Here is a 23,416-nt window from a genome sequence, read left to right as displayed (position 1 = left end):
GCACTTTCAGTCTAAGGACTTCCGCCGCCCCGGCAAACTGATTTCGCATGAAAATGCGGGAGCCGTAGCTCCCGCGTTAACTATCGCTCGCCGTCTCTAGATGGGAGAGTCGGTGACGGTCGCCGGCGCCCCGTTGGCATTGGCGCGAATGACGCCGGTCGGCTCGGAAAAGAAATACCGGTGTCCGGTAACTTCCGGCTGAATCGGGTTGGCGTTCACCTCGTACTGCGACACCGGCGTGGTGCTGGCATCGGCACTGATGAGGAACGTGTACCCGCTCTTGCTCCCCGTGGAGAGCACATTGTCGATCAACCCGGCGGCGTTCGAGTCTGTAATGCCGCTGGAACCGGGGCCAAGGCGCGTCAGATCGGGAGAAAAACCCAGATCCGGGTAGGTGGCACTGTAAGCGACCATGCCGCGATTGATCGTGTGAATGCTAGCCACTGCGGAAGATTCATTGGCCGCAATCTTGGACTTGGTGAGGTTGGGCACAGCCAACGCCGCAATCACCAGGATGATTCCAACCACGATCAACAGTTCAATCAGCGAAAAACCTCTTTGTCTGCGCACGGCCCGTGCCTCCTTATTGGCTCCCAATTCCACGGTTCGGACCCGGCGCTGAGCACGCTCCTTGAACGCACCCAGGGCAATGAACTTTCTTATGCACGTTACTGGCCACGCGCACCTAATCTAGACAAATTTTCACTGGGAATTCTGGCTATTTCACGCCGAAGCCGCACATCTTTGACGCGTTCGCCAGGCCATGCCCCGGATGATCGGTCCCAAGGTGTAATGCACCAGACAATTACGTCCCAAAAGGTAAGGGGGCATCCTAAGGATGCCCCCTTGTACAAGCAAGATCGAATGTTACTGCAGGGCGTTGTCGCCGCTGTTGGCAGTCGAGCTCTGGTTGTAGCGGATCACGCCGCTCTGGTCAGAGAAGAACGAACGCTGACCGGTCGTGCCGCGCGTCAGTGGACCTGCCGTCACCTCGTAGGTCGTATACAACGTGCTGGTGCCGCTCGTCGTCGCGGTCGCCACGAACGAATAGCCGCTCTTGCTGCCGTTCGCCAGAACGTTGTCCAGCAGGCCGGCCGTCGCCGAGCTCACCGTGCCAGAGCCGGGGCCAAGGTTCGCCAGAACCGGCGCAAAGCCAATCTCAGGATACGTCGCTGCATACGTCACTTCCGCCGTGTTGATCGAGCGGACCGAACCCACCGCAGACGACTCGTTCGCCGCGATGCGCGACTTCAACAGGTTGGGGATGGCAATGGCGGCGATGATCAGGATGATCGCAACCACAATCAACAATTCAATCAGCGAAAAACCTTTCTGTTTACGCATCGGGCTAGTGCTCCATTTTTGAATCTTGATGTTGGTATTACGGGAGTACCGAGTGCACTTGAGGTTCCAAATTGGTGCCAGCCAGCACTTTTGCATCCCGCCGCCATCGCGCGAAACTTCCTTTATCCGACTGATTCGCAATGTAGTTTTGATGCTGCCAGCAATCTTCGCCAGGGACGCGAGGGGAGGCTCCGATGCCTAGCTTTTGACTACAGATTCCCGAACTCCTGACAGAAAGTGTCAAGTCTTGAAGGACACTTACGGTCAATCTTTCCGTAAATGGTAACCTCCTATTACTGTACGGTGGGACAGATACTACATGCACCTTTCGTAACCACCGTGGCCGCAGGCCTGCCGCCGCATGCATAAGCTCTCCAGTCTCGGATGCTCCAACAGAATACGCAACATCGCCGACAAAAAGAGAAAGAGCGCCGACGTATCGGCGCTCCCTCGGCTTGTACCCTCCCCAGGTACTTCGCCAAACCTGTTTCTATGTTACTGCAGGGCGTTGTCGCCGCTGTTGGCAGTCGAGCTCTGGTTGTAGCGGATCACGCCGCTCTGGTCAGAGAAGAACGAACGCTGACCGGTCGTGCCGCGCGTCAGTGGACCTGCCGTCACCTCGTAGGTCGTATACAACGTGCTGGTGCCGCTCGTCGTCGCGGTCGCCACGAACGAATAGCCGCTCTTGCTGCCGTTCGCCAGAACGTTGTCCAGCAGGCCGGCCGTCGCCGAGCTCACCGTGCCAGAGCCGGGGCCGAGGTTCGCCAGAACCGGCGCAAAGCCAATCTCAGGATACGTCGCTGCATACGTCACTTCCGCCGTGTTGATCGAGCGGACCGAACCCACCGCAGACGACTCGTTCGCCGCGATGCGCGACTTCAACAGGTTGGGGATGGCAATGGCGGCGATGATCAGGATGATCGCAACCACAATCAACAATTCAATCAGCGAAAAACCCTTCTGTTTACGCATTTTGCTCTCTCTCTTCTCTCGAATAGTCTGGGGCAACCCTTGATCTGGACTTCCCGACATGCCTGATCTCAATGCATGCGAAGAGCCAAGCCGGGAGGGACACTATCCTAAATAGCCCTGTACTTTCGTGATGTTGTTGAAAATTAAGGGAAAATAGGCTCTAAATAACGCCGTTCTCGACAGATATTTCAAGGAGATAGAGGATTCAGACATGTGGATTGCCATATTTTGTCAATCATGGAGGCAAAAAAATGTCACTCTTCGTTGAAGAGTGACATCATCCACAGTCGTTTCAGTTAGTTAAGAAACTATCGAGCTTCGATGAAGGTGCCATAAATGATCGCAGCAAACGGCTGCTTACGTTGGCTCTTCAGCAGGCAAGCTGATCACGCGAGAGCTTCAACCCTGAGAGGTTGCCGAGCATCGTTACGGCGATGGAATCCTGCAGGAAGAAGTCCTGGGCGACGCGCTGCACGTCCTCCTGAGTTACGGCGTCGATCCGGCGGATGATCTCGTCCATCCCGAAGAAGCGGTCATAGTACATCTCCTGACGCGCCAGGTTGGACATGCGGGCCGAGGATGACTCCAGGCTGAGCATCAGGCTTCCCTTCAGCTGCGACTTTGCCCGAGTGAGTTCTTCCTCCGGAACGGCCTGCTGCTTGAGCGCGCGGAACTCCTCAACCACGGATTTGACGACCTTGGGAGCCGAGTCGCGTGAGGTACCGGCGTAAACCGCCAGGCAACCGGCATCGCGGAACGGATTCAGCTCGCTGAAGATCGAATACACCAGCCCTTGGCGCTCGCGAATGTTCTGGAACAGCCGCGAACTCATGCCGCCGCCAAGCAGCGTGTTCAGCAGAAACGACGCATAGCGGTTCTGGTGCGAGATGCTGTAGGACGGCACGCCAATGCAGATCTGCACCTGTTCCAGCGACTTCTTGTTCCGCATGCTGATGCGCGCCGCCGGCTTGGGCGGGGCCTCGATCGCACCCGGCGGCAGCGGCTCCAGGTCGGCAAAGCGCGCCTGCACCAGTGCAACAAACTTCTCGTGCTCCACGTTTCCGGCAGCCGAGACGACCATGTTCCCCGGCACAAAGCGCGACCGGTAGAAATTGGAGATGGCGGAGCGCTCAAAGTGCTTCACCGTCTCGCGCGTACCCAGAATGGGCCGCCCCAGCGGGTGGTCCTTCCAGAAGTTCTGCACAAAGATCTCGTGCACAAGGTAGTCCGGGTTGTCCTCGTCAATCTTGATCTCTTCGAGGATGACGCCGCGCTCCTTGTGGATGTCTTTCTCATGGAAGGTCGGATGGAGCACGATATCGCTGAGGACATCGAAGGCGGTTTCCACATGCTCGTCGAGCACCTTCACGTTGAAGCAGGTGCATTCCTTGGCGGTGAAGGCATCAAGGTTGCCGCCGAGCGAATCCACCTGGCGGGCAATATCCTCCGCCGTGCGCGTGGCGGTGCCTTTGAACACCATGTGTTCCACAAAGTGTGAAATGCCGTTCTGCTCGGCCTGCTCATGGCGCGAGCCCGTGCGGATCCATATCCCCATGGAGACCGAACGGATATGCGGCATCTGCTCGCTGACAACTATCAGCCCGTTCTCCAGAACGGTGCGATGAACCGTGCTCAGCGCATGATCTCTCTGAATTTCGATTTTCATACTTTCCCCCGGTCAGGCTGCACGGTTAGGGACGTTTGGGTCTGCGCAAACGTACAGGATTTCGGTCGCGGCGCCTCCTGCCCAGACACGCGCCTCTCTCCACGATACAATCAATCAGGCTAGTACGGCGAACCACTCCGGTTCGGTTCCGCAATCTCACAGTCGGTTATTGGATGCATGACAAGCGCCCCACAATCCGAACTTTTAGGGCTTGATTCTCAACAGCTTGCAGCCCTTGGCGAAAGTTACGGATTACCCGGCTACCGGGCCCGCCAGCTGGCCCATGCGCTCTACCGCGAGCGTGTTACATCCATCGACGAAATTTCCACTCTGCCGTTAGCACTGCGGCAACGCCTAACCGCCGACGGCTACAGCGTGGGCATGCCCATCATCGACCGCCGCTTTGTGAGCGTGGACGGCACCGTGCGCTACCTGTTCCGCTTCTCCGACGGGCAGACGGTGGAGACCGTCTGGATGCCGGAGGGCGATGGCGGCGAGTGCGGCGACGGCTCCGAGGCCGGCGACGACGACGTTGCTGCGAACAACTTTGCGGCGAACACTGGAAAAACAAACGGCGCATGGCAGCGAGCCACCATCTGCGTTTCCTCTCAGGTGGGCTGCGCGGTGAACTGCCGCTTCTGCATGACGGCCCAGTTGGGCGCGGTACGGAACCTGACTGCTGGAGAGATTGTCGGCCAGATACTCGCCGTACTCAACGATCATCAGGTGGAAATTGAGCGGCGACGGGTAAACCTTGTCTTTATGGGACAGGGCGAGCCGTTCTTGAATTACGAAAACTTCATGCGCGCCGTGCGCCTGCTGGTGAACGAAGTGGGCATCGCGGAGTCGCGCATGACGGTTTCAACCTCCGGCATTGTGCCGCGGATTGCGGAGTTCGCCGCCGAGCCCATCCGCCCGAAGCTGGCCATCTCGCTCAACGGCTCCAATGACGTGGTGCGCGGGTCGGTGATGCCGATCAACCGCAAATGGGACCTGCTGACGCTGATCAACACGCTGCGCGCGTTTCCGCTGCGTCCCAAGGAGCGGCTGACGTTTGAATATGTGCTGCTGGCGGGCGTGAATGACGCGGAGCAGAACGCGCGTGAAGTGGTGGAGCTGCTGCGCGGACTCAACGCCAAGGTCAACCTCATCGCGCTCAACCCCGGCCCGGAGATTCCCTTCCAGATGCCGGAGCGCGAAGCGGTCGAACGCTTCCAGAAGACCCTGATCGATGCGGGTATCCCGGCCTTCATCCGCCGCCCGCGAGGACGCGACATCTATGCCGCCTGCGGACAACTGAAGCGCACGGTCGAGCTGGTGAACCCAAGCTAACTTTCATTCCCAGGTTAGCGCCAAAACAGGGCGCGAACCTGGGGCACCCGACGCTCATATCGAAGCGCGGCTACCTGATTCAACAACAGCCACAGCGTGTTCCGCTGGAACTGCCACGGCACGGCATGGCACAATGAGAAAGCATCGGAGCGCTCAGCACACTGTAAGCTCCGGCATGCGGAAGTGGCGAAATTGGCAGACGCACCAGCCTTAGGAGCTGGCGGGGTAACCCATAGGGGTTCAAGTCCCCTCTTCCGCACCAAAGTTCAAACGGGCGATCCGCAAGGATCGCCCGTTTTGTTTCTCCTGCAAATTACGATCTGCGCAAGCCGCTTATTTCGCGGCCGAGGCCACAAGATATTCCTCGTAAGGCCCCTTGAAGTCCTCGATGCCGTTTTCGTCAAAGTGCCAGATGCGCGTGGCCACTTCCTCAATGAGGTCGTGGTCATGCGTGACCAGCAGCACCGTGCCGGGGTAACGCTGCAACGCCTGATTCAGCGCGTTGATCGATTCCAGATCGAGGTGGTTGGTCGGCTCGTCGAGCACGAGGATGTTCGGCTTCTGCATCATCAGGCGGCAGAAAATGAGGCGCGCAGCCTCCCCGCCGCTGAGCGCGGAGGTCGGCTTCAGGCCTTCTTCACCGCTGAACAGCATCTGCCCGAGCAGCCCGCGAATGTCCTCGCTGGTGGCCTTCTCATCGAACTGGCGGAGCCAGTCGGCGGCCGACTGCCCGTGCTCGATGGTGCCGGTGTGGTCCTGCGCAAAGTAGCCAATCTGCGCCTCGTGGCCCCACTTCACGCTGCCGGAGTCAATCGCGTCCGCGCCAAGCATGACGCCCTCGGCGCTGGCCAGCAGTGCGCGGACAAGCGTGGTCTTGCCTGCACCGTTGCGGCCCACAAGCGCGATCTTTTCGCCGCGGATAACCGATCCGGTAAAGTTCTCGATGACCTTGTGCTCGCCGTAAGCCTTGCTGACGCCCTCGAACTCAAGCACATGCTTGCCGCTCGGGCGCTCCTGATCGAAGCGGATGTAGGGCCGCGCAATGTTCGACTTTGCCAGGTCGCTCGTCTGCAGCCGCTCCACTTCCTTCTTGCGGCTCATCACCTGGCTGGAGCGCGTACCGGCCGAGAAGCGCGCAATGAACTCATTGAGCTGCGCAATCTTCTTCTCGCGCTGCTCGTTCTCCGCCTCCAGACGCGAGCGGATCTGCGTCTTCTGCAGCACCATGTCGTCATAACCGCCGGTATAGGTGATGATCGTTTCGTAGTCGATGTCGGCGATGTGGGTGCAGATCGCGTTCAGGAAGTGGCGATCGTGCGAGATGGTGATGAGCGTGCCTTCGTAGCGGCTGAGAAAATCCTGCAGCCAGTGAATGGAGTCGAGATCGAGCGAGTTCGTAGGCTCGTCGAGCAGCAGCGCCTGCGGATGTCCGAAGAGGGCCTGCGCCAGCAGCACGCGCACCTTCTGGCCGCCCTGCAGCTCGCTCATCTTGCGCTCATGCAGAGAATCGGGAATGTCGAGGCCTTGAAGCAGGATGGCGGCGTCGCTCTCGGCGGTGTAGCCGTCCTCGTCACCGACAATGCCTTCCAACTCACCCAGGCGGATGCCGTCGTCGTCGGTCAGCTCCGGCTTGGCGTAGATCACTTCACGCTCTTCGAGCGCGGCCCACAACGCCTTGTTGCCCATGATGACCGTGTCGATGACGCGGTAGGCGTCAAAGGCGTACTGGTCCTGGCGGAGGATGCCCATCTTCTTCGGGCGCACAACCGTGCCCTTCTGCGGGTCCATTTCGCCGGCAAGAATCTTCATGAACGTCGACTTGCCCGCGCCGTTGGGGCCGGTGAGGCCGTAACGGCGGCCCGCCGTGAAGGTGGTCGACACTTCTTCAAACAAAACTTTTGCGCCGTAGCGCATGGATACGTTACTGACAGAAATCATGCGTTGCCGAAACCTGTGCCTTGGCGCGCGCCATGCGCGCCGGATGTGGGATTGAGTTGCAGGAGGGGTACTCGCGACTCGTTACTGTTTTATTTTACCAGCAAATGCGCGGAAGATGCTCATTCCGCCGCATCGTCGTCCTCCAAATGTCATCCTGTGCCGCGCGAAGGACCGCTCCGCACTTCCCCGCCTGTGCCATAGGCACGCTCCTGCGTGCGGCGCTCATTGCGCGCAGACGCGCGAGGAAGACTCGTCAATTTTGCTGTGATCCGCAAAGTGCCAAGGGATCCTTCGCTGCGCTCAGGATGACAAGTCGAAAAGATTTGGAGCTAGGAAACAAAAAGCCCCACCGTTGCCGATGGGGCTTGATTCATACGGACTGAAGCTGCACAGGCCGCGCTTACTTGGCGCAGACCTGCTCGCGGGTTTCGGCGTCCTGCTTGGCCTCGGCCGGGCAGGAGGGGATGGCAATGGCGAGCACGTCGTCAATGGTTTTGACGTAGTGCACGGTGATGCCTTCCAACTGCTCGGGCAGCACGTCTTCCTTCACGTTCTGCTCGTTGTCGGCCGGGAAGATGATGTCCTTGACGCCGGCCCGCTTGGCCGCCAGGAACTTCTCCTTCACGCCGCCTATGGGCAGCACGTTGCCGCTCAGCGTGATCTCGCCGGTCATGGCCAGCAGCGGACGCACCGGAACTTCCTTCAACAGGGAGACCAGCGCGGTCGAGATGGTCACGCCCGCCGACGGGCCGTCCTTGGGCACGGCGCCCTCGGGCACATGGATGTGCAGGTCCACCTTGCTGAGGAAGTCCTCGTCAATGCCCAGATGCGCGGCGTTGGAGCGCACCCAGGTCAGCGCGGCCTGCATGGATTCGCGCATCACGTCCTGAATCTGACCGGTGATCTTCAGGTCGCCCTTGCCCTTCATCTTGCTGGCTTCGACGAACAGAATGTCACCGCCAACCGGGGTCCAGGCCAGGCCGACCACCACGCCGGGGCGCTTGGTGCGCTCGGCAATTTCGGTGTCGACACGGACCTTGATGCCGCCCAGCATCTCTTGAATCACCTCGCGCGTCACGGAGAGCTTTTCCAGCTTGCCTTCGGCAATGCGGCGTGCCTGCTTGCGGCAGATGGTGCCGATCTGGCGCTCCAAGCCGCGCACGCCAGCCTCGCGCGTGTAGTGGCGGATCAGGAAGCGCACGGCATCCTCGCTGAACTCGATCTGCTCGGGCGTGATGCCGTTCTCCTCGGTCTGCCGCTTGATGAGGTACTGGAAGGCAATGTGAACCTTGTCCTCCTCGGTGTACCCGTGCAGGTCAATGATCTCCATGCGGTCACGCAGCGGCTCGGGAATCGTGTCGAGCTGGTTGGCCGTCGTAATGAACAGCACCTTCGAGAGGTCGAACGTCACGTCCAGGTAGTTATCGCGGAACGTGGAGTTCTGCTCCGGGTCGAGTGCCTCCAGCAGCGCGGCCGTCGGGTCGCCACGGAAATCGCGGCCCACCTTGTCAATCTCGTCGAGCATGTAAACCGGGTCGTTGGTCTCGGCGCGACGGATGCCCTGAATGATCTGGCCGGGCATGGCGCCAATGTACGTGCGGCGATGGCCACGGATTTCCGCCTCGTCATGCACGCCGCCCAGCGACATGCGCACGAACTTGCGGCCCAGCGAGCGTGCAATCGACTTGCCCAGCGAGGTCTTGCCCACGCCCGGAGGTCCGAAGAAGCACAGGATCGGCCCCTTCATCTTCGGGTTCAGGCGGCGCACGCTCAGATAGTCCAGAATGCGGTCCTTCACCTTCTGCAGGTCGTAGTGGTCGGCGTCAAGAATCTCCTTGGCCTTGGTGATATCGACTTCCCCGCCGCTGGCCTTGACCCAGGGCAGCACCACCAGCCATTCAAGGTAGTTGCGCGTCACCGAGTAGTCGGCCGCCATGGGGGACATGCGCGAGAGGCGCGTCAGCTCCTTCATGGCTTCCTTCTTCACTTCCTCGGGCATGCCGCTCTGCCCAATCTTTTCCTTGAACTCCTCGACGTCGCGGCTGGCGTCGTCCTGCTCACCCAGTTCCTTCTGGATGGCCTTCATCTGTTCGCGCAGGTAGTATTCGCGCTGCGTCTGCTGCACGCGGTCCTGCACTTCGCTCTGAATCTTGTTGCGGAGCTGCTGAACCTCAAGCTCCTTGGCCAGGTGCTGGTTGATCTTGTCCAGGCGCACGCGAACGTCGCTGGTCTCCAGCACTTCCTGCTTGTCCTTGGTGGAGAGCGAAGGCAGCGACGAGGCGATGAAATCGACAAGGCGACCCGGCTCTTCAATGTTCATGGCCACCGTGCTGAGTTCGTCGCTCAGGGTGGGCGAACTGGCCACAATCTGCTGGAAGAGGGTGAGCACGTTGCGCATCACGGCTTCCACTTCCGGATTGCGCTGCGGCTGCTGCTCCTCAATAGTGGAGACCGTCGCCTTCATGTAGGGCGCCAGCTGCGTGTATTCATCGACGCGCACGCGCTCCAGGCCCTCGGCAAAGACGAACAGGCTCTGGTTGGGCATCTTGACTACCTTGTGCACAACCGCGAGCGAACCGATGGTGTAGAGATCAACCGGCTGCGGGGCATCGACGCGCGCTTCACGCTGCGCCACCACAATAATGGTCTTGTCCTCGCCCAGCGAGTTGATCAACTGCACGGAACTTTCGCGTCCCACCGTCAGCGGCAGGACAGCATGGGGGAACAACACGGTGTCGCGCACCGGCAAAAGGGGCAGGGTACGCTTCTCCGGCGAGCCAACAGCTGGCATCGTGTCAAGATTACGGGTTTCGTTCGCCATGGAAACTCCTTGAGTGCAACTTACTCAACTTTGATGAGGATCGCAACTGCAAAGATGCAACTCGAGCGGAAATTATTGAAAATATTACGCCTTTAATTCAACCCTCTGGAAAAACAGTCACCGGATTGCTGCAAATCACCACATTGGCGGCTTCCCTGTGTCGGATTTAGACGTCAAAAAATCCGGTGCTTCCTTGGACGCGGCGGATTCTAGTCCAAGACTGCCCCGCTGGCAACAACGGATGCGAACCAGCGCCGTCATTCACAAATGGGCCGGAACAGCCCATGCTCGAAACAGGCAAGCAGTGTATCGGCCGACGACCGGCCGTTCTGGAGGGATAGGCATGAAAACGCGCGTTCTGCTGGTGATGATCCTGATGGCGGCAGCCTCGGTGGCGGCCGTGGCGCAGCAATATGAACTCGGCCTGACCCTGGGCGCAAACTTCGCCACAGGCAACAGCGACTTCAACAAGAAGGCCTCATTCGCCTACGGTGGCTACTACGCCTCGCGGATTGCCAAGATGCCGCTGGCGGCGCTCTACTTCGAGGTTCCGCTGGTGGTGGCCAGCAACAACGGACTGCGCGCGACACCCGCGACGTTCAACTACTCGTCGGTATTTGTAACGCCGGGTCTGAAGCTGAAGCTGGCGCCTGAAGCGCCGATGTCGTTCTACGTGGCCACCGGCGTGGGCTTTGCGCGCTACCACAACTCGTCGCAGGCGAGCGGCGGAACGGCCATTGGCAGCGACAGTTCGCTCAAGGGCGTGTGGGACATTGGCGGCGGCATTGACTGGAAGGTGGCGCCGCACGTCAGCATGCGGGCGGAAATCCGCGACTTTCGCACCGGTTCGCCCGATCTGGTGGGCCTGAAAGGCCTGGGCGCGCAGGACAACATTGTTCCGCAGGTGGGCTTGGTGGTGAAGTTCTAGGTTGCGGCATCCCAGGTTAGCCGCGCCAAGCAACGACACGCCGAACCTGGGGCACCGCAATATCGAACACTACAAACGTTTGGTCAGGAACAGGCCGTCGAGCTTGCCGCCGTAGTAGCGCGGCAGCGGCTTGATGACCTTGAAGCCGTGGCGGTCATAGAAGGCGCGCGCGGCGGCGTTGTTCACCGCCACCTCCAGCACGATCATGAAGCCGTTCAGCTTGCCGACGCGCTTCTCTGCCGCTTCCAGCAGACGCGAGCCGAGGCCGTGGCGGCGATGCTCCGGCAGCACATCAATGGTAATGATGTGGCCGTAAGCCTGCTTGTTCATCTCAATGGTGATGAAGCCCGCAATGGGCCTCGGGGGCGGCGGCGGAATGCGTCCCCCCTTATGCTTCTTCTCCCCAGCCGGGGCCTCCGCGGTGGCGGCGATGTCCTGCCCCTCAACTGAAGCAGGAGCATCTGGCGCAGCCTCCGCAGCTACCTCCGCGACCACTTCCGAAACGACCTCCGCCACGATGGTGAAGCTGTGGCGGCGCTCAATGTAGCTGGACAGTTCAGGACGGCTGAAGGCGATGTCGCGGTCGAAGCACTTCTGGTCGATCCGCCACAACTCATCAAAATCACTTTTCCGGTATTCACGCAGTTCGTACACGAATTGATTATTTCACGAAGCTAAACTCCGGTAACCTCCCCTTTCCCCGCATGAGGCAGTTCCCCGATGAAACTGGCCCGCTCTGTTTGGCGTGGAAACCATTAAGCTCCCACAGCCTGCGGCCGAAATCCCCATTAGAGACTCCCCAAGTGTAGGGCTCCGTTGCGGCCTGCGCGTCAGGGGCCTCAGCACAACGCTGGGTTCTGCGTGCTTGGCAGTTCACCGCGAGTTTAAGCAAGAAAGGTCGCCCCATGTTCCAGCTTGCCAACGTAAAGCTCATCACCAAGATTTCCATCGCCGTCGTGATACCCACGCTCCTGATGGGGATGGTTGCCGTCTTTTCCATGACCCGCACGTCGAAAATCAACCGTTCGTCACACGAAATTGCATTTTCATTGCTGCCCTCGGTTCGATTGACGCTGCAACTGGAGAACGAAGTCTCGGCAATACGCCGGCAGGAACTGGCGCACATTCTCTCCAGCAGCGAAAGAGACTGGCAGCTCTACGAGGGCATGATGGCGACCTCCGAGGAGAAGATCAGCGACCTTCTGCGCGAGTTCTCGCCGCTGGTGCGCACCTCCGAGGAGCGCGCTCAGTTCGAGGCATTTCAGCAGGAGTGGCAGCACTACACCCAACTGCATCAGCGCGTGGTTCAGCTTTCGCGTCAACAGAAGGACACGGAAGCCTTCCTGCTCATGCAGGGCGAGGGCTTCCAGACATTTACGGCAGCCGCACGCGTATTGAGCAGCATGGCCGAGACCAGCCAGAAAAATGCCGCAACGGCCGCACAGTCGGGAGAAGAACTGTACCGTGACTCCAGCCGACTGGTTGCCATCAGCCTGTTCGCCGGGCTGGCGCTTTCCATCCTGTTCGGGAGCTTCCTTGCCCGCCGGATTTCCAATCCTCTCGTGAAGGCCTCCGAAAGACTCGGCATTGCCGGTGACCATAACGACCTCACGGTGCGTCTCGATGTTCAAGGAAAGGATGAGGTTGCCGCCATTGCCCGGGCCTTCAACAACTTTGTGGCCAAGGTGGAAACGCTGGTGCGCAACGCGGCTGCCTCCGCCACCCGTGTGGCCACCGCCAGCGAACAGATCTCCAGCAACGCCAGCCGCGCGGCGCGGAACATCACGCTGCATCAGCAGCACTCCACGCAGGTGGCCACCGCCATGCACGAAATGAACGTGACCATCAACGAAGTCAGCGGAAATTCGCAGCAGGCCGCCGAAGGAGCACGCGGCGCACGCGACATTGCGGTCTCCGGCGGAAACGTAATGAAGCACACCCTGGGTGTTGTGAACGCGCTGGCGGACTCTTCCCGCGAAACTAGCGCGAAGATCAACGGGGTGGGCACCCGCAGCGATGAGATTGGCAAGATCGCCAACGTGATTGACGACATTGCCGACCAGACCAACCTGCTCGCCCTCAACGCCGCCATTGAGGCCGCCCGCGCCGGCGAGCAAGGACGCGGCTTTGCCGTGGTTGCCGATGAAGTTCGCAAACTTGCCGAGCGCACCACCTCCGCCACCAAGGAAATTGCGGGCATGATCTCCTCCATGCAGAAGGAGACCTCCGAGGCGGTCAAGAGCATGGAGTCCTCTACCAAGCGCGTGGAGGATGGCGTGACGAGCGTCCACAGCGCAGAGGAATCGCTGGAAGCCATCATCGAGCAGGCGGAAAAGGTGGAGGAGATGGTGACGCAGATCGCCTCGGCTGTGACCCAGCAGTCCTCGGCCGCCAACCTGGTCACAGACGGCATGCAGAGGATTTCAGAGATGGCGGAGGAGACTGCCGATGGCGCCAAGCAGTCGGCGGAAGCCTGCCACGAACTCTCCGACGTCGCGCTCATGCTGCAACAAGCCGTCTCGGAATTCAAAACCAGTCAGGAGAACGAAGACTTGGAAGCGGCGGCTCCGGCGTGGCTGCCACCGCAGCACCATCCGGCCGTCACAGCAACCAGGCAATGAAGACAGTTCACGATGCAGAGTGATAGCCAGAACGAAGGCCTCCCACGCGGGAGGCCTTCATTTGAGCAATTCAATTTGAGCCGTTGAGAGAACGACAGGCGTCCGCTGGACGGCTCAGTAGGTTTCGGCGATGGCCTCCTCGTCGAACTCGCCAAGCTCCATAGCTCCGCTGGCCAGGTGCTTGAGGCCGTATTCGTATCCGGCATCAAAGGCCTTCAAGTTCAGCTCGGCAAAGGCCGCGGGCACGGAGTCCTCCACGGCCTTGCGCAGAGATTCGCGCGGAAGCAGGCCGCTGATGGCGCCGAAAAAGCCGGTCATCACAATGTTGGAGACCATGCGCTTGCCCAGGTCCTCGGCAATGCGCGTGGAGGGAATGCCGTAGACCTTGGTGTTGGAACCGGCAAGCCCCTGAATGCGCACCAAGTCGCGCTCGATGATGAGCGTGCCGCCAGGCTTGATGCCGGAGGCGAATTTCGAGTACGCCTCCTGCGACATGAGCACCATCATGTCCGGCTTGGAGACGTAGGGATAGAGCACCGGCGTCGGCGACAGGATGAGCTGCGCCGAGCAGGCTCCGCCGCGCGCCTCGGGGCCGAAGTTCTGCGTCATGGTGGCGTAGCCGTTCTCCACAATGGAGGCGGCGCGGCCGATGACGCTGGCGCACATGATGACGCCCTGCCCGCCAAAGCCTGCGATGCGAAGTTCGGTTAGCTGCATGTTGGAACCTCCGCCGGAACGTACCGGTCACCAAGCTCGTGCTGCATGTGCTCCTTCATCATGGTGGCAAAGTCCGGACGCTCGCGGTCCACAAACTTGCCGACGATGATTTCGCCCGCCTTGGTGAGAGCGACCTCGCTGGTGGGCGCGCCGTTGCGGATCTTCGACGCCTGCTTGTAGTACTTCATGGTGTCGAGCGAATCGCCCATCTTGTTGCGGCGCTGGTAGAGCGTCGGACAGGGAGAGACGACCTCGATAAAGCCGAAGCCCTTCTTGGCAAACATTTCACGCATGGAGCGCGCAAGCTGCGTGACATGGAAGGTGGTCCAGCGCGCGACAAAAACGGCACCGGCGGCTTCCACCAGATACGGCAGATTGAAGGCCGGATCGTAGGTGCCGTAGGGCGCCGTGGCGGTGATGACGTCCTGCGGCGTAGTTGGCGCCGTCTGGCCGCCGGTCATGGCGTAGGTCAGGTTGTTGACGCAGATGACCTTCAGGTCGATGTTGCGGCGGGCAGCATGAATCAGGTGATTGCCGCCGATGGCGAACAGGTCGCCGTCGCCGCTGTAGACCACGACGGTCAGTTCGGGGTTCGCCAGCTTGAGACCGGTGGCAAAAGGCAGCGCGCGGCCATGCGTGGTGTGGAACGAGTCGAGATTGACGTAGCCGGCGACACGTCCGGTACAGCCAATGCCGCTGACCACGGCGATCTTGCTCAAATCGGCTTTGGAATCCAGCAGCGCGCGGCTGAAGCAGTTGACCGTGGTGCCAATGCCGCAGCCCGGACACCAGATGTGCGGCATACGGTCGGTGCGCAAAAAGTCTTCCACCGGATTGGCGGGAGCATTCTGCAAAACAGTAGGTTCGGTGCTCATCGCGCGGCCTCCTCAATGGCGGCAAGAATGGCGGAGGGCTGGTGAACGGTGCCTCCGGCATGCGTGACGGGAATGACGCGGCAGTGGCCGGCGGCGCTGCGCTCGACCTCGCGCACCATCTGGCCCAGGTTCAGCTCGGGCACCACAAGCCCCTTCACCTTCTGCGCCAGCGGACGAATGATGTGGTCGGGGAACGGCCAGGCGGTGATCAGGCGCAGGCTGCCGACCTTGAGGCCCTTGGCGCGCGCCATCTCAATCGCCTTCTGCGCCACGCGCGAGGTGATTCCGTAACTGATGACGATGGCGTCGGCACCCTCGACCTGCTGCGCTTCAACCATGCAGATTTTCGGGGCGTTGTCGCGGATCTTGCTTACCAGGCGATGAATGAGCTGATCCTGCACGGCGGGCGTCATGTTCGGGTAGCCGCGCTCGTCGTGCGTCAGGCCGGTGACATGCACTTTATAGCCGTCGCCCGCCTTGGTCATTTCCGGCGTCTGCTCGTCGCCGCACGGCTCGTAGAGGCGGAAGCCGCCCTTCTCCTTGCGCGTGAAGTGGCGCGGCTCAACTTCAATCTGGTCGGCAGAGGGAATGACGACCTTCTCCGTCATGTGACCCACCACTTCATCCATCATGACGAAGACGGGCACGCGATAGTGCTCGCTCAGGTTGAAGGCCTTGATGGTGAGGTCGAAGCACTCCTGCGGCGAGTTGGGGCAGAGCGCGATGATTTCGTAATCGCCATGCGAGCCCCACTTCACCTGCATCATGTCAGCCTGCGCGGGCAGCGTGGGCAGGCCGGTGGAAGGGCCGCCGCGCTGCACGTCAATGAAGACGCACGGCGTCTCGGTCATGGCGGCATAGCCGATGTGTTCCATCATCAGCGAGAAGCCGGGACCGCTGGTGACGGTGAATGACTTTACACCACCCCAGGCCGCACCGAGGATGGCGATGGAGGCCGCCAGTTCATCCTCCATCTGGATGAAGGTGGCGCCGATCTTGGGCGCGCGCCCCGAGTACCGCTCGACAATTTCCGTGGAAGGCGTGATGGGATAGCCGGCGCAGAAGCGCGCACCGGCGGCGATGGCGCCTTCACAGGCCGCGTGATCGCCATCAAGGAAGTGCGCGCCGGTGAGTACGCCGCGCGGATCAGCGTGCGTCATTCGGCCTCCTTCACCGTCTCGGGCTCGGCGGCCTTGGCGGATTTGTCCGTGCGATAGCCGTGAATGGCGAAGTCGGGACAATACATGCCGCACAGATCGCAGCCGCTGCACTTATCCGGCTGAATCACATGCGGAGGGTGATACCCCTTGGAGTTGAAGGCGCTGGACAGCGAAAGCACTTTGGACGGGCAGAACTCAACGCAAAAACCGCAGGCTTTGCATCGCTCGACCACGATGGAAACAGTTCCCCGGGCCATGGTTCCTCCTACATTTATGAACAACCAATGCGGGCCGTTGCCGGGGACCAAGAGGGGCGTGCACTGCAGGTCCGCGCGCCGGCCATATAAAAAGCCCCGCAGGGCGGGGCTCGAGCTTATGAATCGTGCGACTGCTGTTGCGATTGAGGTTGCTGCAGATGCAAGGTGCCATCGCGCAATGCCTGCGTGACCTGCACCTGGCGCGCGAACTCATCGGCCATCTCCGGCTTCAGGCGGACCTCGGTGGGCCGGCGCGCAATGGACATCTGGTCGATCTTGTCCTGCAGCTTGAGCAGGCCGTAGAAGAGGTTCTCCGGACGCGGCGGACAGCCGACCACATAGACATCGACGGGCACGATCTTGTCGACGCCCTGCAGCACACTGTAAGTATCGAACGGACCGCCGGCGCAGGCGCAGCCGCCCATGGCGATGACCCACTTGGGATCGGGCATCTGCGCGTAGATGCGCTGCACCACGGGCGCCATCTTCAGCGTCACGGTGCCGGCCACGATCATCAGATCGCTCTGCCGCGGGCTGGGACGAAAGACCTCGGAGCCAAAGCGCGCAATATCAAAGCGCGCGGTGGACGAGGCAATCATCTCAATGGCGCAGCAGGCCAGGCCGAACGTCATAGGCCAGATGGCCGACTTGCGCGCCCAGTTAAAGACGTAGTCAACGGTACTGATGACAAAGTTCTTTTCGAACCGATCTTCAATCCAGCTCATGCCATCCTCAATTGACCACACAGTGTGGTGGAAGGGTGGGCCGAGCGTCGGTGACTTACATCACAACCAGCCGGGTCGGTCGAAAATTATTTCCAGAATGGGGTACGGCAGGGCGCAAGCTTAGGCGCGTTTCTATCTACGCCGCATTTTTATCTTCGTTGCGTCATCCTGAGCGCAGCGAAGGATCTGCTGTTGGAACTGCGCGTAAAGAAAGCCATGTCAGCCGATGCATGCATCGCGTGCAAAACAGGCTCCTCCGAATAGCGCCGCGCAAAATAGCGCTGACGCCGCGATCTGCGCGGCTCGTTCACGTTGGCAATGAAAAACAGTTATGCCCGAAGAGCGCCTACGCCTTGCGTGCAACAAGCAGTAGCGCACCAAGACGTTTGAACTCGCGCAGTTCGGCGGCGTTGGCGAACCACTTGCCGGTGTAGTCGTCCTCGGTCGGCGTCAGGTCGGGAACGTGCACAAGCTCTACGTCGACGAAACCGGCTTCTTGCAACATTTCTTCGTATTCGCGCTCGCTCAGCGCGTGCACCGGCACATTTAGCTCCTCCACCCAGCGTAGTGAGTACGGGTTTTCCTTGTAGAGATTGATGAGGATGTAGAGCCCGCCGCCGGAAGCCATCACACGCGCCAGCTCGCGCAGCACGGCACGCTGGTCGGGGTAGTAATAGAAGCTCTCAATGGAGAGGATCTTGTCGAAGTAATCGTCGCGCCAGGGAATTTCGTCGGCCGGGGCGGCAACGAACATAACGTTCTCCAACTCGCGCGAGGCGGCGCGGGCGCGCGCAATCATCTCGTCGGAGATGTCGAGGCCAACCGCCATGCCTTCCCCGCCCTCGACGGCATGGGCCAGCAGGCGCGTGGCCCAACCAGCACCGCAGCCAAGGTCGAGCACGCGCTCGCCAGCCGCCAGCGCCATGCGCTCAACGGTCTGTGCGGCAATGCTGCTGTGGTGCGACTCCATCTCCTCGCCGCGGCCTTCGGCGGCCCACTGGTTGAACTCGGTGCGCAACTGCTGCTTGGCGTCATACATGGCATGACCTCATCAAAATTTATCGATACCGGCGCACTCATGCTACCGCCGGAGGCGCGGCCAGCGCCAGCCGCCGGGCGAAGATGTGCGCTGTTCACAATGTACGGCAGATGTGTGACGCAAGTCACAGTCGCAACGTACGGTTCCGGATATAAACGTGAGTTCAGCCAAACAACTTCTGGTTGGACACAGTGGTTCGCTGGACTGGCAGTCGTTCCGCGTGGGGTGCGGGGGCTTATGCCACAGAACTATCTTCCTATCTTCGTCTTTCTACTTGTCGCCTTCCTGGTGGCGGCCGGCACGTTGGTTGTCGCCACACTGGTGCGTCCCCGTAACCCTGAAAAGATCAAATCCATGGCGTACGAATGCGGCATTGAGCCGGTGGACAATGCGCGCCAGCGCTACACGGTGCGCTTCTACATCGTCGCCATTCTGTTCGTGGTCTTTGACGTGGAAACCATCTTCCTCTATCCCTGGGCGGTACAGTTCAAGCATCTCGGAGCCTTCGGCTTCCTCGAGATGCTCGTCTTCCTGGGGATTCTGGTGCTGGGCTACGTATGGGTATGGAAAAAGGGTGCGCTGGAGTGGATTTAGCCGCGCTCCTTTGCGCGCGCCAGTGAACTGACTGACCGCCCGGAACGCGCAATGTCCGGGACGGCGGCGACAAGTGAAAGCAGTACGAAGGCAACGTACGGAACTATCAACGACGGGGTGAACCATGCCCGAAGTACCGGAAGGCAACCTGCCCGCGCCGGAAGCCGATAAGGCTCCCGCAACGCCCGCTGCCGCTGCTGCCGTGCCGCCCAAGCCCGCTCCCGTGGCGTGGGAGGGCACGCTGGTGGACGCGCTGCGCGCGGCGCACGGCGAGCACCTTCAGCAGGCCCTCAGCTATATGGGCCAGAACTACCTGGTCATCGACCGCAGCGAGAGCCTCGCGGTGATTGAAGACCTGCGCAGCCACCACGGCTACACGTTCCTCACCGACATCTCCACGGTCCACTACCCGAAGGACGAACTGCCCTTTGAGATGGTGTGGATTTTCTACGCACCGGAGACGTGCGAGCGGCTGCGCGTGAAGGCCCGCTACGCCGAGAGTGACGAGGTGCCGAGCCTCACAAAGTTGTGGCCGGGCGCCGACTGGCTGGAGCGCGAGGTCTTCGACATGTTCGGCATCCGCTTCGCGGGCCATCCCGACCTGCGGCGCATCCTGATGCCGGAACAGTGGGAAGGTTACCCGTTGCGCAAGGACTACGGGCTGAAACAACAGGACCAGCAGTGGGTGCGGAAGAACCTGGGAATTGAGAGCGGCCAATGAGAGATGACAGCTTCTACGAGCCGTTGAACGAAGTTGAACCCGGCCACACATTCCTGGATTCCAACGAGTTGGTGCTGAACATGGGCCCGCAGCATCCGTCGACGCACGGCGTGCTGCGCGTGATCCTGAAACTCGACGGCGAGAAGGTCAACGACCTCGAATGCGAGATCGGTTATCTGCACCGTGGCATTGAAAAACTTGGCGAAAATCGCACATGGGCAGGCTATGCGCCTTACGTCGACCGCTTTGATTACACGGCGGCCGTGGCCAATAACCTGGGCTACTGCCTGGCAGTGGAAAAGCTGACGGGAATCGAAGTCCCAAAGCGCGGCCAGTATCTGCGCGTGATCCTGACCGAGTTGTGCCGCCTCGCCAGCCACCAGGTGTGGCTGGGGACTCACGTACTCGATATCGGCGCGGTGACGCCGCTGTTCTACGCCTTCCGCGACCGCGAAGACGTGCTGAAGATTTTTGAGCGCTACTGCGGCGCGCGCATGACCACGCACTCGTTCCGCATTGGCGGCTGCCGCTGGGACGCCTATGAGGGCATGCAGCGAGAGGTGCTGCATCTGTGCGATGACCTGCTGCCGAAGCTCGACGAATACGGTGATCTGGTGACGGGCAACCGCATCTGGCTGCAACGCACCAAAGGCATTGGCAAGCTGAGCGCGCAGGATTGCATCGGGCTGGCCATTACCGGACCCGTGCTGCGCGGAAGCGGCGTGAATTACGACGTGCGCAAGGCCGCGCCCTACTCCTCTTACGAAGAATTTGAATTCAATGTGCCGCTCGGCGAGGCCGGCGACACCTTTGACCGCTACATGGTGCGCTTGGAAGAGATGCGCCAGTCGATCCGCATCATTCGCCAGGCGATGGAAGGCCTGCCGGAAGGGCCGATCATCGCGCGCGTGCCCAAGGTGCTGAAGCCACCGGCGGGCGAGGTCTACGTGAGCACCGAGGCGCCAAAGGGCGAGCTTGGATATTTTCTTGTCAGCGACGGTGGCCCGCAACCCTACCGCGTGCGCGTGCGCCCGCCATCATTCATCAACCTGCAATCGCTGCGCAAAATGGCCATTGGCAGCCTGGTGGCCGACGTGGTGGCCATGATTGGAACGCTCGATATCGTGCTCGGAGAGGTGGACCGGTGATCAACTCCATCCTCAGCTACCTGACCAGTGACGTGACGCCGGGAGAGGCCGGCAATCTGTTCTGGATCGTCGTTTACGTGCTGCTGGTGTTTGCCGGCGTTTCAGTCGGCGTCATCTTTATGAACTGGTTTGAGCGCAAGGTGATGGCGCACATGCAGGTTCGCATCGGCCCCATGCGCGTGGGCCCGCACGGCATGTTGCAGCCGGTGGCGGACGCCTTGAAGCTCATCATCAAGGAAGACCTGATGCCGGCCACGGCCGACAAGATTGTCTTCTGGTTCGCGCCCGTCTGCGTGGTCATGACCGCCTTCTGCACCTTCATCGTGGTGCCCTTCGGCCGCACGCACGCCATCACGGACATGAATATTGGACTGCTGTTCATGCTGGGCGTCAGCTCGCTCGGCGTGCTCGGGGTCATCATGGCCGGGTGGGCGTCGAACTCGCACTACTCGCTGATGGGCAGCCTGCGCTCGGGCGCGCAGATGGTCAGCTACGAGACTGCCATGTGCATGAGCGTGCTCTCGGCGGTGATGATGACCAGCATGCAGACCGGAACCGGCACGCTGAGCATGATCCGCATTGTGGAAGCGCAGCAACAGCAGCACACATGGTTTTTGTTTGAGTTCTTCCCCATCGGGCTGGTGGCGATGATCATCTTCGCCGTCGCCATGGTGGCGGAGACGAACCGCGCGCCCTTTGACCTGCCTGAAGCCGAGAGCGAATTGGTGGCGGGCTTCATGACCGAGTACAGCGGCTTCCGCTGGTCGCTGTTCTTCCTGGCCGAATACACCAGCATGATGGCCGTCAGTGCCATTGCCGTCACACTGTGGTTTGGAGGATGGCTGCGTCCGTTCCCGAACGCGCTCGGCAGCCACGCGTGGGAGACGGCGTTCAGTTTTGTGCCGGGCCTGACGTTCTTCGCGCTCGCCATCTGGTGCTTCTATGAGTATCGCCGCATGCCGGGCATCACCAGCATGCGGGCGGACGCGCTCGGGCTGGCGGGTTTTGGCGGCACGCTCGCACTCATCGGGCTGATTGTGCTGCTGCCGCCGGTGCGCTCGCGTGTGCAGGACATCTTCTGGTTCATCTCGAAAATCCTGGTCTTCATGTACTTCTACGTCTGGTGCCGCACCACCTTCCCGCGCTATCGCTTTGACCAGTTGATGCGCGTGGGCTGGAAGGTGCTGCTGCCGGTTTCAATCGGAGTGGTGATCGTGACGGCGCTGATCGGCGTGCGCCAGGAACTGTGGGCAATGTTGTGGAGGTAGCGCATGGCGTTCGGTGAGTTTTTGCGAAAAGTCTTTCTCGTGGACCTGATCAAGGGGCTGGCGGTGACGTTCCGCCATCAGCATCCGGACCAGCTCATCACCGAGCAGTATCCGATGCAGCGTCCGCAGGTGGCCGAGCGCTACCGCGGGCAGCCGCACCTGCGCAAGGATGCCGACGGCAAGACGCTGTGCACCGCCTGCGGAGCCTGCGCGCTGGCTTGCCCGGAAAAGCTCATCAAGGTGGGCAGCGTGCGCGATCCGGAAACGAAGAAGAAGGTTCTGACCGAGTTCGACTTCGACATGAGCCGCTGCATGTTCTGCGGCCTATGCGAGGAAGCCTGCCCGAGCAACGCGCTGGATCTGACTCCTGAGTTCGAACTGGCTATTTACGAACGTGAGGGCATGAAGATCCACCGCGAGCAGATGGAAAACGGAATCGAAAAGAAGGTCTACGAAAAATGACCCCGGTTGCAACTCCGTTCTTCTTTTACGCGCTGTCGGCCATTGCGGTCATCGGCGCCATCATCATGGTCACCAAGGTGAACCCGGTGCACTCGGCGCTGGCGCTGATTGTGACGCTGCTGGCCACCGCCGGACTTTACCTGATGCTTTACGCGCCGTTCATGGCGGCGGTGCAGATTGTGCTCTACGCCGGCGGCATCCTCGTCATGTTCCTGTTCGTGATGATGCTGGTCAACATTGAGCACCTCTACATAGAGAAGATGCTGAACCGGCAGTGGATCGTGGGACTGATTGGCACCGTGGCGTTCTCCGTGCTGACTCTGGTGGCGCTGCTGCGCGGCGCACGCACACTCGGCGCGTTGCCCTCGACTTACCCCGAACAGACGAACGTGCAGGACCTGGCGCTGCTGCTCTACGGGCGCACCACGGGCTACTACGTCTTTCCGTTTGAAATTGCCAGCGTGCTGATGCTGGTGGCTGTGGTCGGGGCCGTGGTGATGGCCAAGAGGAGGGTGTGACGATGATGGAGATAGGCGTGACGCATTACCTGGTGGTGGCGGCGCTGCTATTCCTCATCGGAATGGTGGGCGTCATCACGCGGCGCAACGTGGTCATCATCTTCATGTCCATTGAGCTGATGCTGAACGCGGTGAACCTGAACCTGCTGGCGTTTTCGCGGCTCTACGGGCTGCACGGGCAGGTGTTCGCGCTGTTCATTGCGGCGGACGCCGCCGCCGAAGCCGCCGTGGGACTGGGCATCCTCATCGCCTTCTTCCGCAACCGCGCCACGGTCAACATGGACGAAGTTGATTTGCTGAAGTGGTAACC

General features: G+C 60.7%; 23 protein-coding genes and 1 tRNA gene. 11 read left to right on the top strand and 13 right to left on the bottom strand.

Annotated elements, in window-relative coordinates:
• Positions 1-96: 96 nt before the first annotated feature.
• The 4 genes from AC6IZO_RS02770 to AC6IZO_RS02755 all read right to left on the bottom strand — a co-directional run bounded on the left by AC6IZO_RS02770 (position 97) and on the right by AC6IZO_RS02755 (position 3,982).
• Entirely contained in the window at positions 97-570 is a 474-nt protein-coding gene (locus AC6IZO_RS02770; RefSeq protein ID WP_497807776.1) for a type II secretion system protein, read from the bottom strand.
• A 297-nt stretch (positions 571-867) separates the two neighbouring features.
• Positions 868-1,344, bottom strand: coding sequence for a prepilin-type N-terminal cleavage/methylation domain-containing protein (locus AC6IZO_RS02765; protein ID WP_497807774.1), 477 nt, complete (start codon positions 1,342-1,344; stop codon positions 868-870).
• 495 nt (positions 1,345-1,839) lie between these two features.
• Complete coding sequence (locus AC6IZO_RS02760) at positions 1,840-2,316, bottom strand: prepilin-type N-terminal cleavage/methylation domain-containing protein (protein ID WP_497807774.1); 477 nt, start codon at positions 2,314-2,316, stop codon at positions 1,840-1,842.
• 370 nt (positions 2,317-2,686) lie between these two features.
• Entirely contained in the window at positions 2,687-3,982 is a 1,296-nt protein-coding gene (locus AC6IZO_RS02755; protein WP_497807772.1) for a M16 family metallopeptidase, read from the bottom strand.
• 177 nt (positions 3,983-4,159) lie between these two features.
• On the opposite strand from AC6IZO_RS02755, the gene rlmN reads away from it, so the two are divergent.
• On the top strand, positions 4,160-5,314 hold the full coding sequence (gene rlmN, locus AC6IZO_RS02750) for a dual-specificity RNA methyltransferase RlmN (RefSeq protein WP_497807770.1): 1,155 nt from the start codon (positions 4,160-4,162) through the stop codon (positions 5,312-5,314).
• Positions 5,315-5,491: 177 nt separating this feature from the next.
• Positions 5,492-5,576, top strand: a tRNA-Leu gene (locus tag AC6IZO_RS02745).
• 71 nt (positions 5,577-5,647) lie between these two features.
• Here the strand turns inward: AC6IZO_RS02745 and AC6IZO_RS02740 are convergent.
• Together AC6IZO_RS02740 and lon are read right to left on the bottom strand one after the other, a co-directional pair.
• A complete protein-coding gene (locus AC6IZO_RS02740; RefSeq protein WP_497807768.1) occupies positions 5,648-7,252 on the bottom strand; it encodes an ABC-F family ATP-binding cassette domain-containing protein in 1,605 nt (534 codons plus the stop codon).
• Between the two features lie 400 nt (positions 7,253-7,652).
• Positions 7,653-10,073 carry an endopeptidase La gene (lon, locus tag AC6IZO_RS02735; RefSeq protein ID WP_497807766.1) on the bottom strand — a complete coding sequence of 807 codons (2,421 nt, stop codon included), beginning with the start codon at positions 10,071-10,073 and terminating at the stop codon, positions 7,653-7,655.
• A 343-nt stretch (positions 10,074-10,416) separates the two neighbouring features.
• Between lon and AC6IZO_RS02730 the strand changes: the two genes are divergently transcribed.
• Positions 10,417-11,001 carry an outer membrane protein gene (locus tag AC6IZO_RS02730; RefSeq protein WP_497807764.1) on the top strand — a complete coding sequence of 195 codons (585 nt, stop codon included), beginning with the start codon at positions 10,417-10,419 and terminating at the stop codon, positions 10,999-11,001.
• 69 nt (positions 11,002-11,070) lie between these two features.
• Here the strand turns inward: AC6IZO_RS02730 and AC6IZO_RS02725 are convergent, their stop codons facing one another.
• Positions 11,071-11,655, bottom strand: a complete 585-nt coding sequence (locus tag AC6IZO_RS02725) for a GNAT family N-acetyltransferase (protein ID WP_497807762.1) — start codon at positions 11,653-11,655, stop codon at positions 11,071-11,073.
• A gap of 251 nt (positions 11,656-11,906) precedes the next feature.
• On the opposite strand from AC6IZO_RS02725, the gene AC6IZO_RS02720 reads away from it, so the two are divergent.
• Positions 11,907-13,622, top strand: a complete 1,716-nt coding sequence (locus AC6IZO_RS02720; protein ID WP_497807760.1) for a methyl-accepting chemotaxis protein — start codon at positions 11,907-11,909, stop codon at positions 13,620-13,622.
• Positions 13,623-13,736: 114 nt separating this feature from the next.
• On the opposite strand, the gene AC6IZO_RS02715 is transcribed toward AC6IZO_RS02720, so the two are convergent.
• The 6 genes from AC6IZO_RS02715 to AC6IZO_RS02690 all read right to left on the bottom strand — a co-directional run bounded on the left by AC6IZO_RS02715 (position 13,737) and on the right by AC6IZO_RS02690 (position 18,395).
• Positions 13,737-14,339 (bottom strand): 2-oxoacid:acceptor oxidoreductase family protein, encoded by a 603-nt coding sequence (locus tag AC6IZO_RS02715; protein ID WP_497807758.1) that lies wholly within the window; start codon positions 14,337-14,339, stop codon positions 13,737-13,739.
• Entirely contained in the window at positions 14,330-15,214 is an 885-nt protein-coding gene (locus AC6IZO_RS02710) for a 2-oxoacid:ferredoxin oxidoreductase subunit beta (protein WP_497807756.1), read from the bottom strand. The genes AC6IZO_RS02715 and AC6IZO_RS02710 overlap by 10 nt, the downstream gene beginning before the upstream one ends.
• Positions 15,211-16,374, bottom strand: coding sequence for a 2-oxoacid:acceptor oxidoreductase subunit alpha (locus AC6IZO_RS02705; protein ID WP_497807754.1), 1,164 nt, complete (start codon positions 16,372-16,374; stop codon positions 15,211-15,213). The genes AC6IZO_RS02710 and AC6IZO_RS02705 overlap by 4 nt, the downstream gene beginning before the upstream one ends.
• The gene (locus AC6IZO_RS02700; RefSeq protein WP_497807752.1) at positions 16,371-16,631 is read right to left on the bottom strand and encodes a 4Fe-4S dicluster domain-containing protein; all 261 of its coding nucleotides are present in this window, start codon (positions 16,629-16,631) and stop codon (positions 16,371-16,373) included. Before AC6IZO_RS02700 ends, AC6IZO_RS02705 begins: the two co-directional genes overlap by 4 nt.
• Before the next feature lie 116 nt (positions 16,632-16,747).
• Positions 16,748-17,356: an NADH-quinone oxidoreductase subunit B gene (locus tag AC6IZO_RS02695; protein WP_497807750.1), complete on the bottom strand. Its 609-nt coding sequence runs from the start codon at positions 17,354-17,356 to the stop codon at positions 16,748-16,750.
• 346 nt (positions 17,357-17,702) lie between these two features.
• Positions 17,703-18,395: a class I SAM-dependent methyltransferase gene (locus AC6IZO_RS02690; RefSeq protein ID WP_497807748.1), complete on the bottom strand. Its 693-nt coding sequence runs from the start codon at positions 18,393-18,395 to the stop codon at positions 17,703-17,705.
• Positions 18,396-18,632: 237 nt separating this feature from the next.
• On the opposite strand from AC6IZO_RS02690, the gene AC6IZO_RS02685 reads away from it, so the two are divergent.
• The 7 genes from AC6IZO_RS02685 (at position 18,633) to nuoK (ending at position 23,414) form a co-directional block, all read left to right on the top strand.
• Positions 18,633-18,989: an NADH-quinone oxidoreductase subunit A gene (locus AC6IZO_RS02685; RefSeq protein WP_497807746.1), complete on the top strand. Its 357-nt coding sequence runs from the start codon at positions 18,633-18,635 to the stop codon at positions 18,987-18,989.
• 124 nt (positions 18,990-19,113) lie between these two features.
• Entirely contained in the window at positions 19,114-19,710 is a 597-nt protein-coding gene (locus AC6IZO_RS02680; RefSeq protein ID WP_497807744.1) for an NADH-quinone oxidoreductase subunit C, read from the top strand.
• A complete protein-coding gene (locus AC6IZO_RS02675) occupies positions 19,707-20,858 on the top strand; it encodes an NADH-quinone oxidoreductase subunit D (RefSeq protein WP_497807742.1) in 1,152 nt (383 codons plus the stop codon). The genes AC6IZO_RS02680 and AC6IZO_RS02675 overlap by 4 nt, the downstream gene beginning before the upstream one ends.
• Positions 20,855-22,126, top strand: a complete 1,272-nt coding sequence (gene nuoH / locus AC6IZO_RS02670; RefSeq protein ID WP_497807740.1) for an NADH-quinone oxidoreductase subunit NuoH — start codon at positions 20,855-20,857, stop codon at positions 22,124-22,126. Before AC6IZO_RS02675 ends, nuoH begins: the two co-directional genes overlap by 4 nt.
• Before the next feature lie 3 nt (positions 22,127-22,129).
• Entirely contained in the window at positions 22,130-22,588 is a 459-nt protein-coding gene (locus AC6IZO_RS02665; protein WP_497807738.1) for a NuoI/complex I 23 kDa subunit family protein, read from the top strand.
• Positions 22,585-23,106 (top strand): NADH-quinone oxidoreductase subunit J family protein, encoded by a 522-nt coding sequence (locus AC6IZO_RS02660; RefSeq protein WP_497807736.1) that lies wholly within the window; start codon positions 22,585-22,587, stop codon positions 23,104-23,106. Before AC6IZO_RS02665 ends, AC6IZO_RS02660 begins: the two co-directional genes overlap by 4 nt.
• A 2-nt stretch (positions 23,107-23,108) precedes the next feature.
• Positions 23,109-23,414 (top strand): NADH-quinone oxidoreductase subunit NuoK, encoded by a 306-nt coding sequence (nuoK, locus tag AC6IZO_RS02655; protein WP_497807734.1) that lies wholly within the window; start codon positions 23,109-23,111, stop codon positions 23,412-23,414.
• Positions 23,415-23,416 lie beyond the last annotated feature (2 nt).

This window comes from Oryzophilus luti, from assembly GCF_059726245.1.
This window is presented reverse-complemented; position numbering and strand designations above follow the sequence as displayed.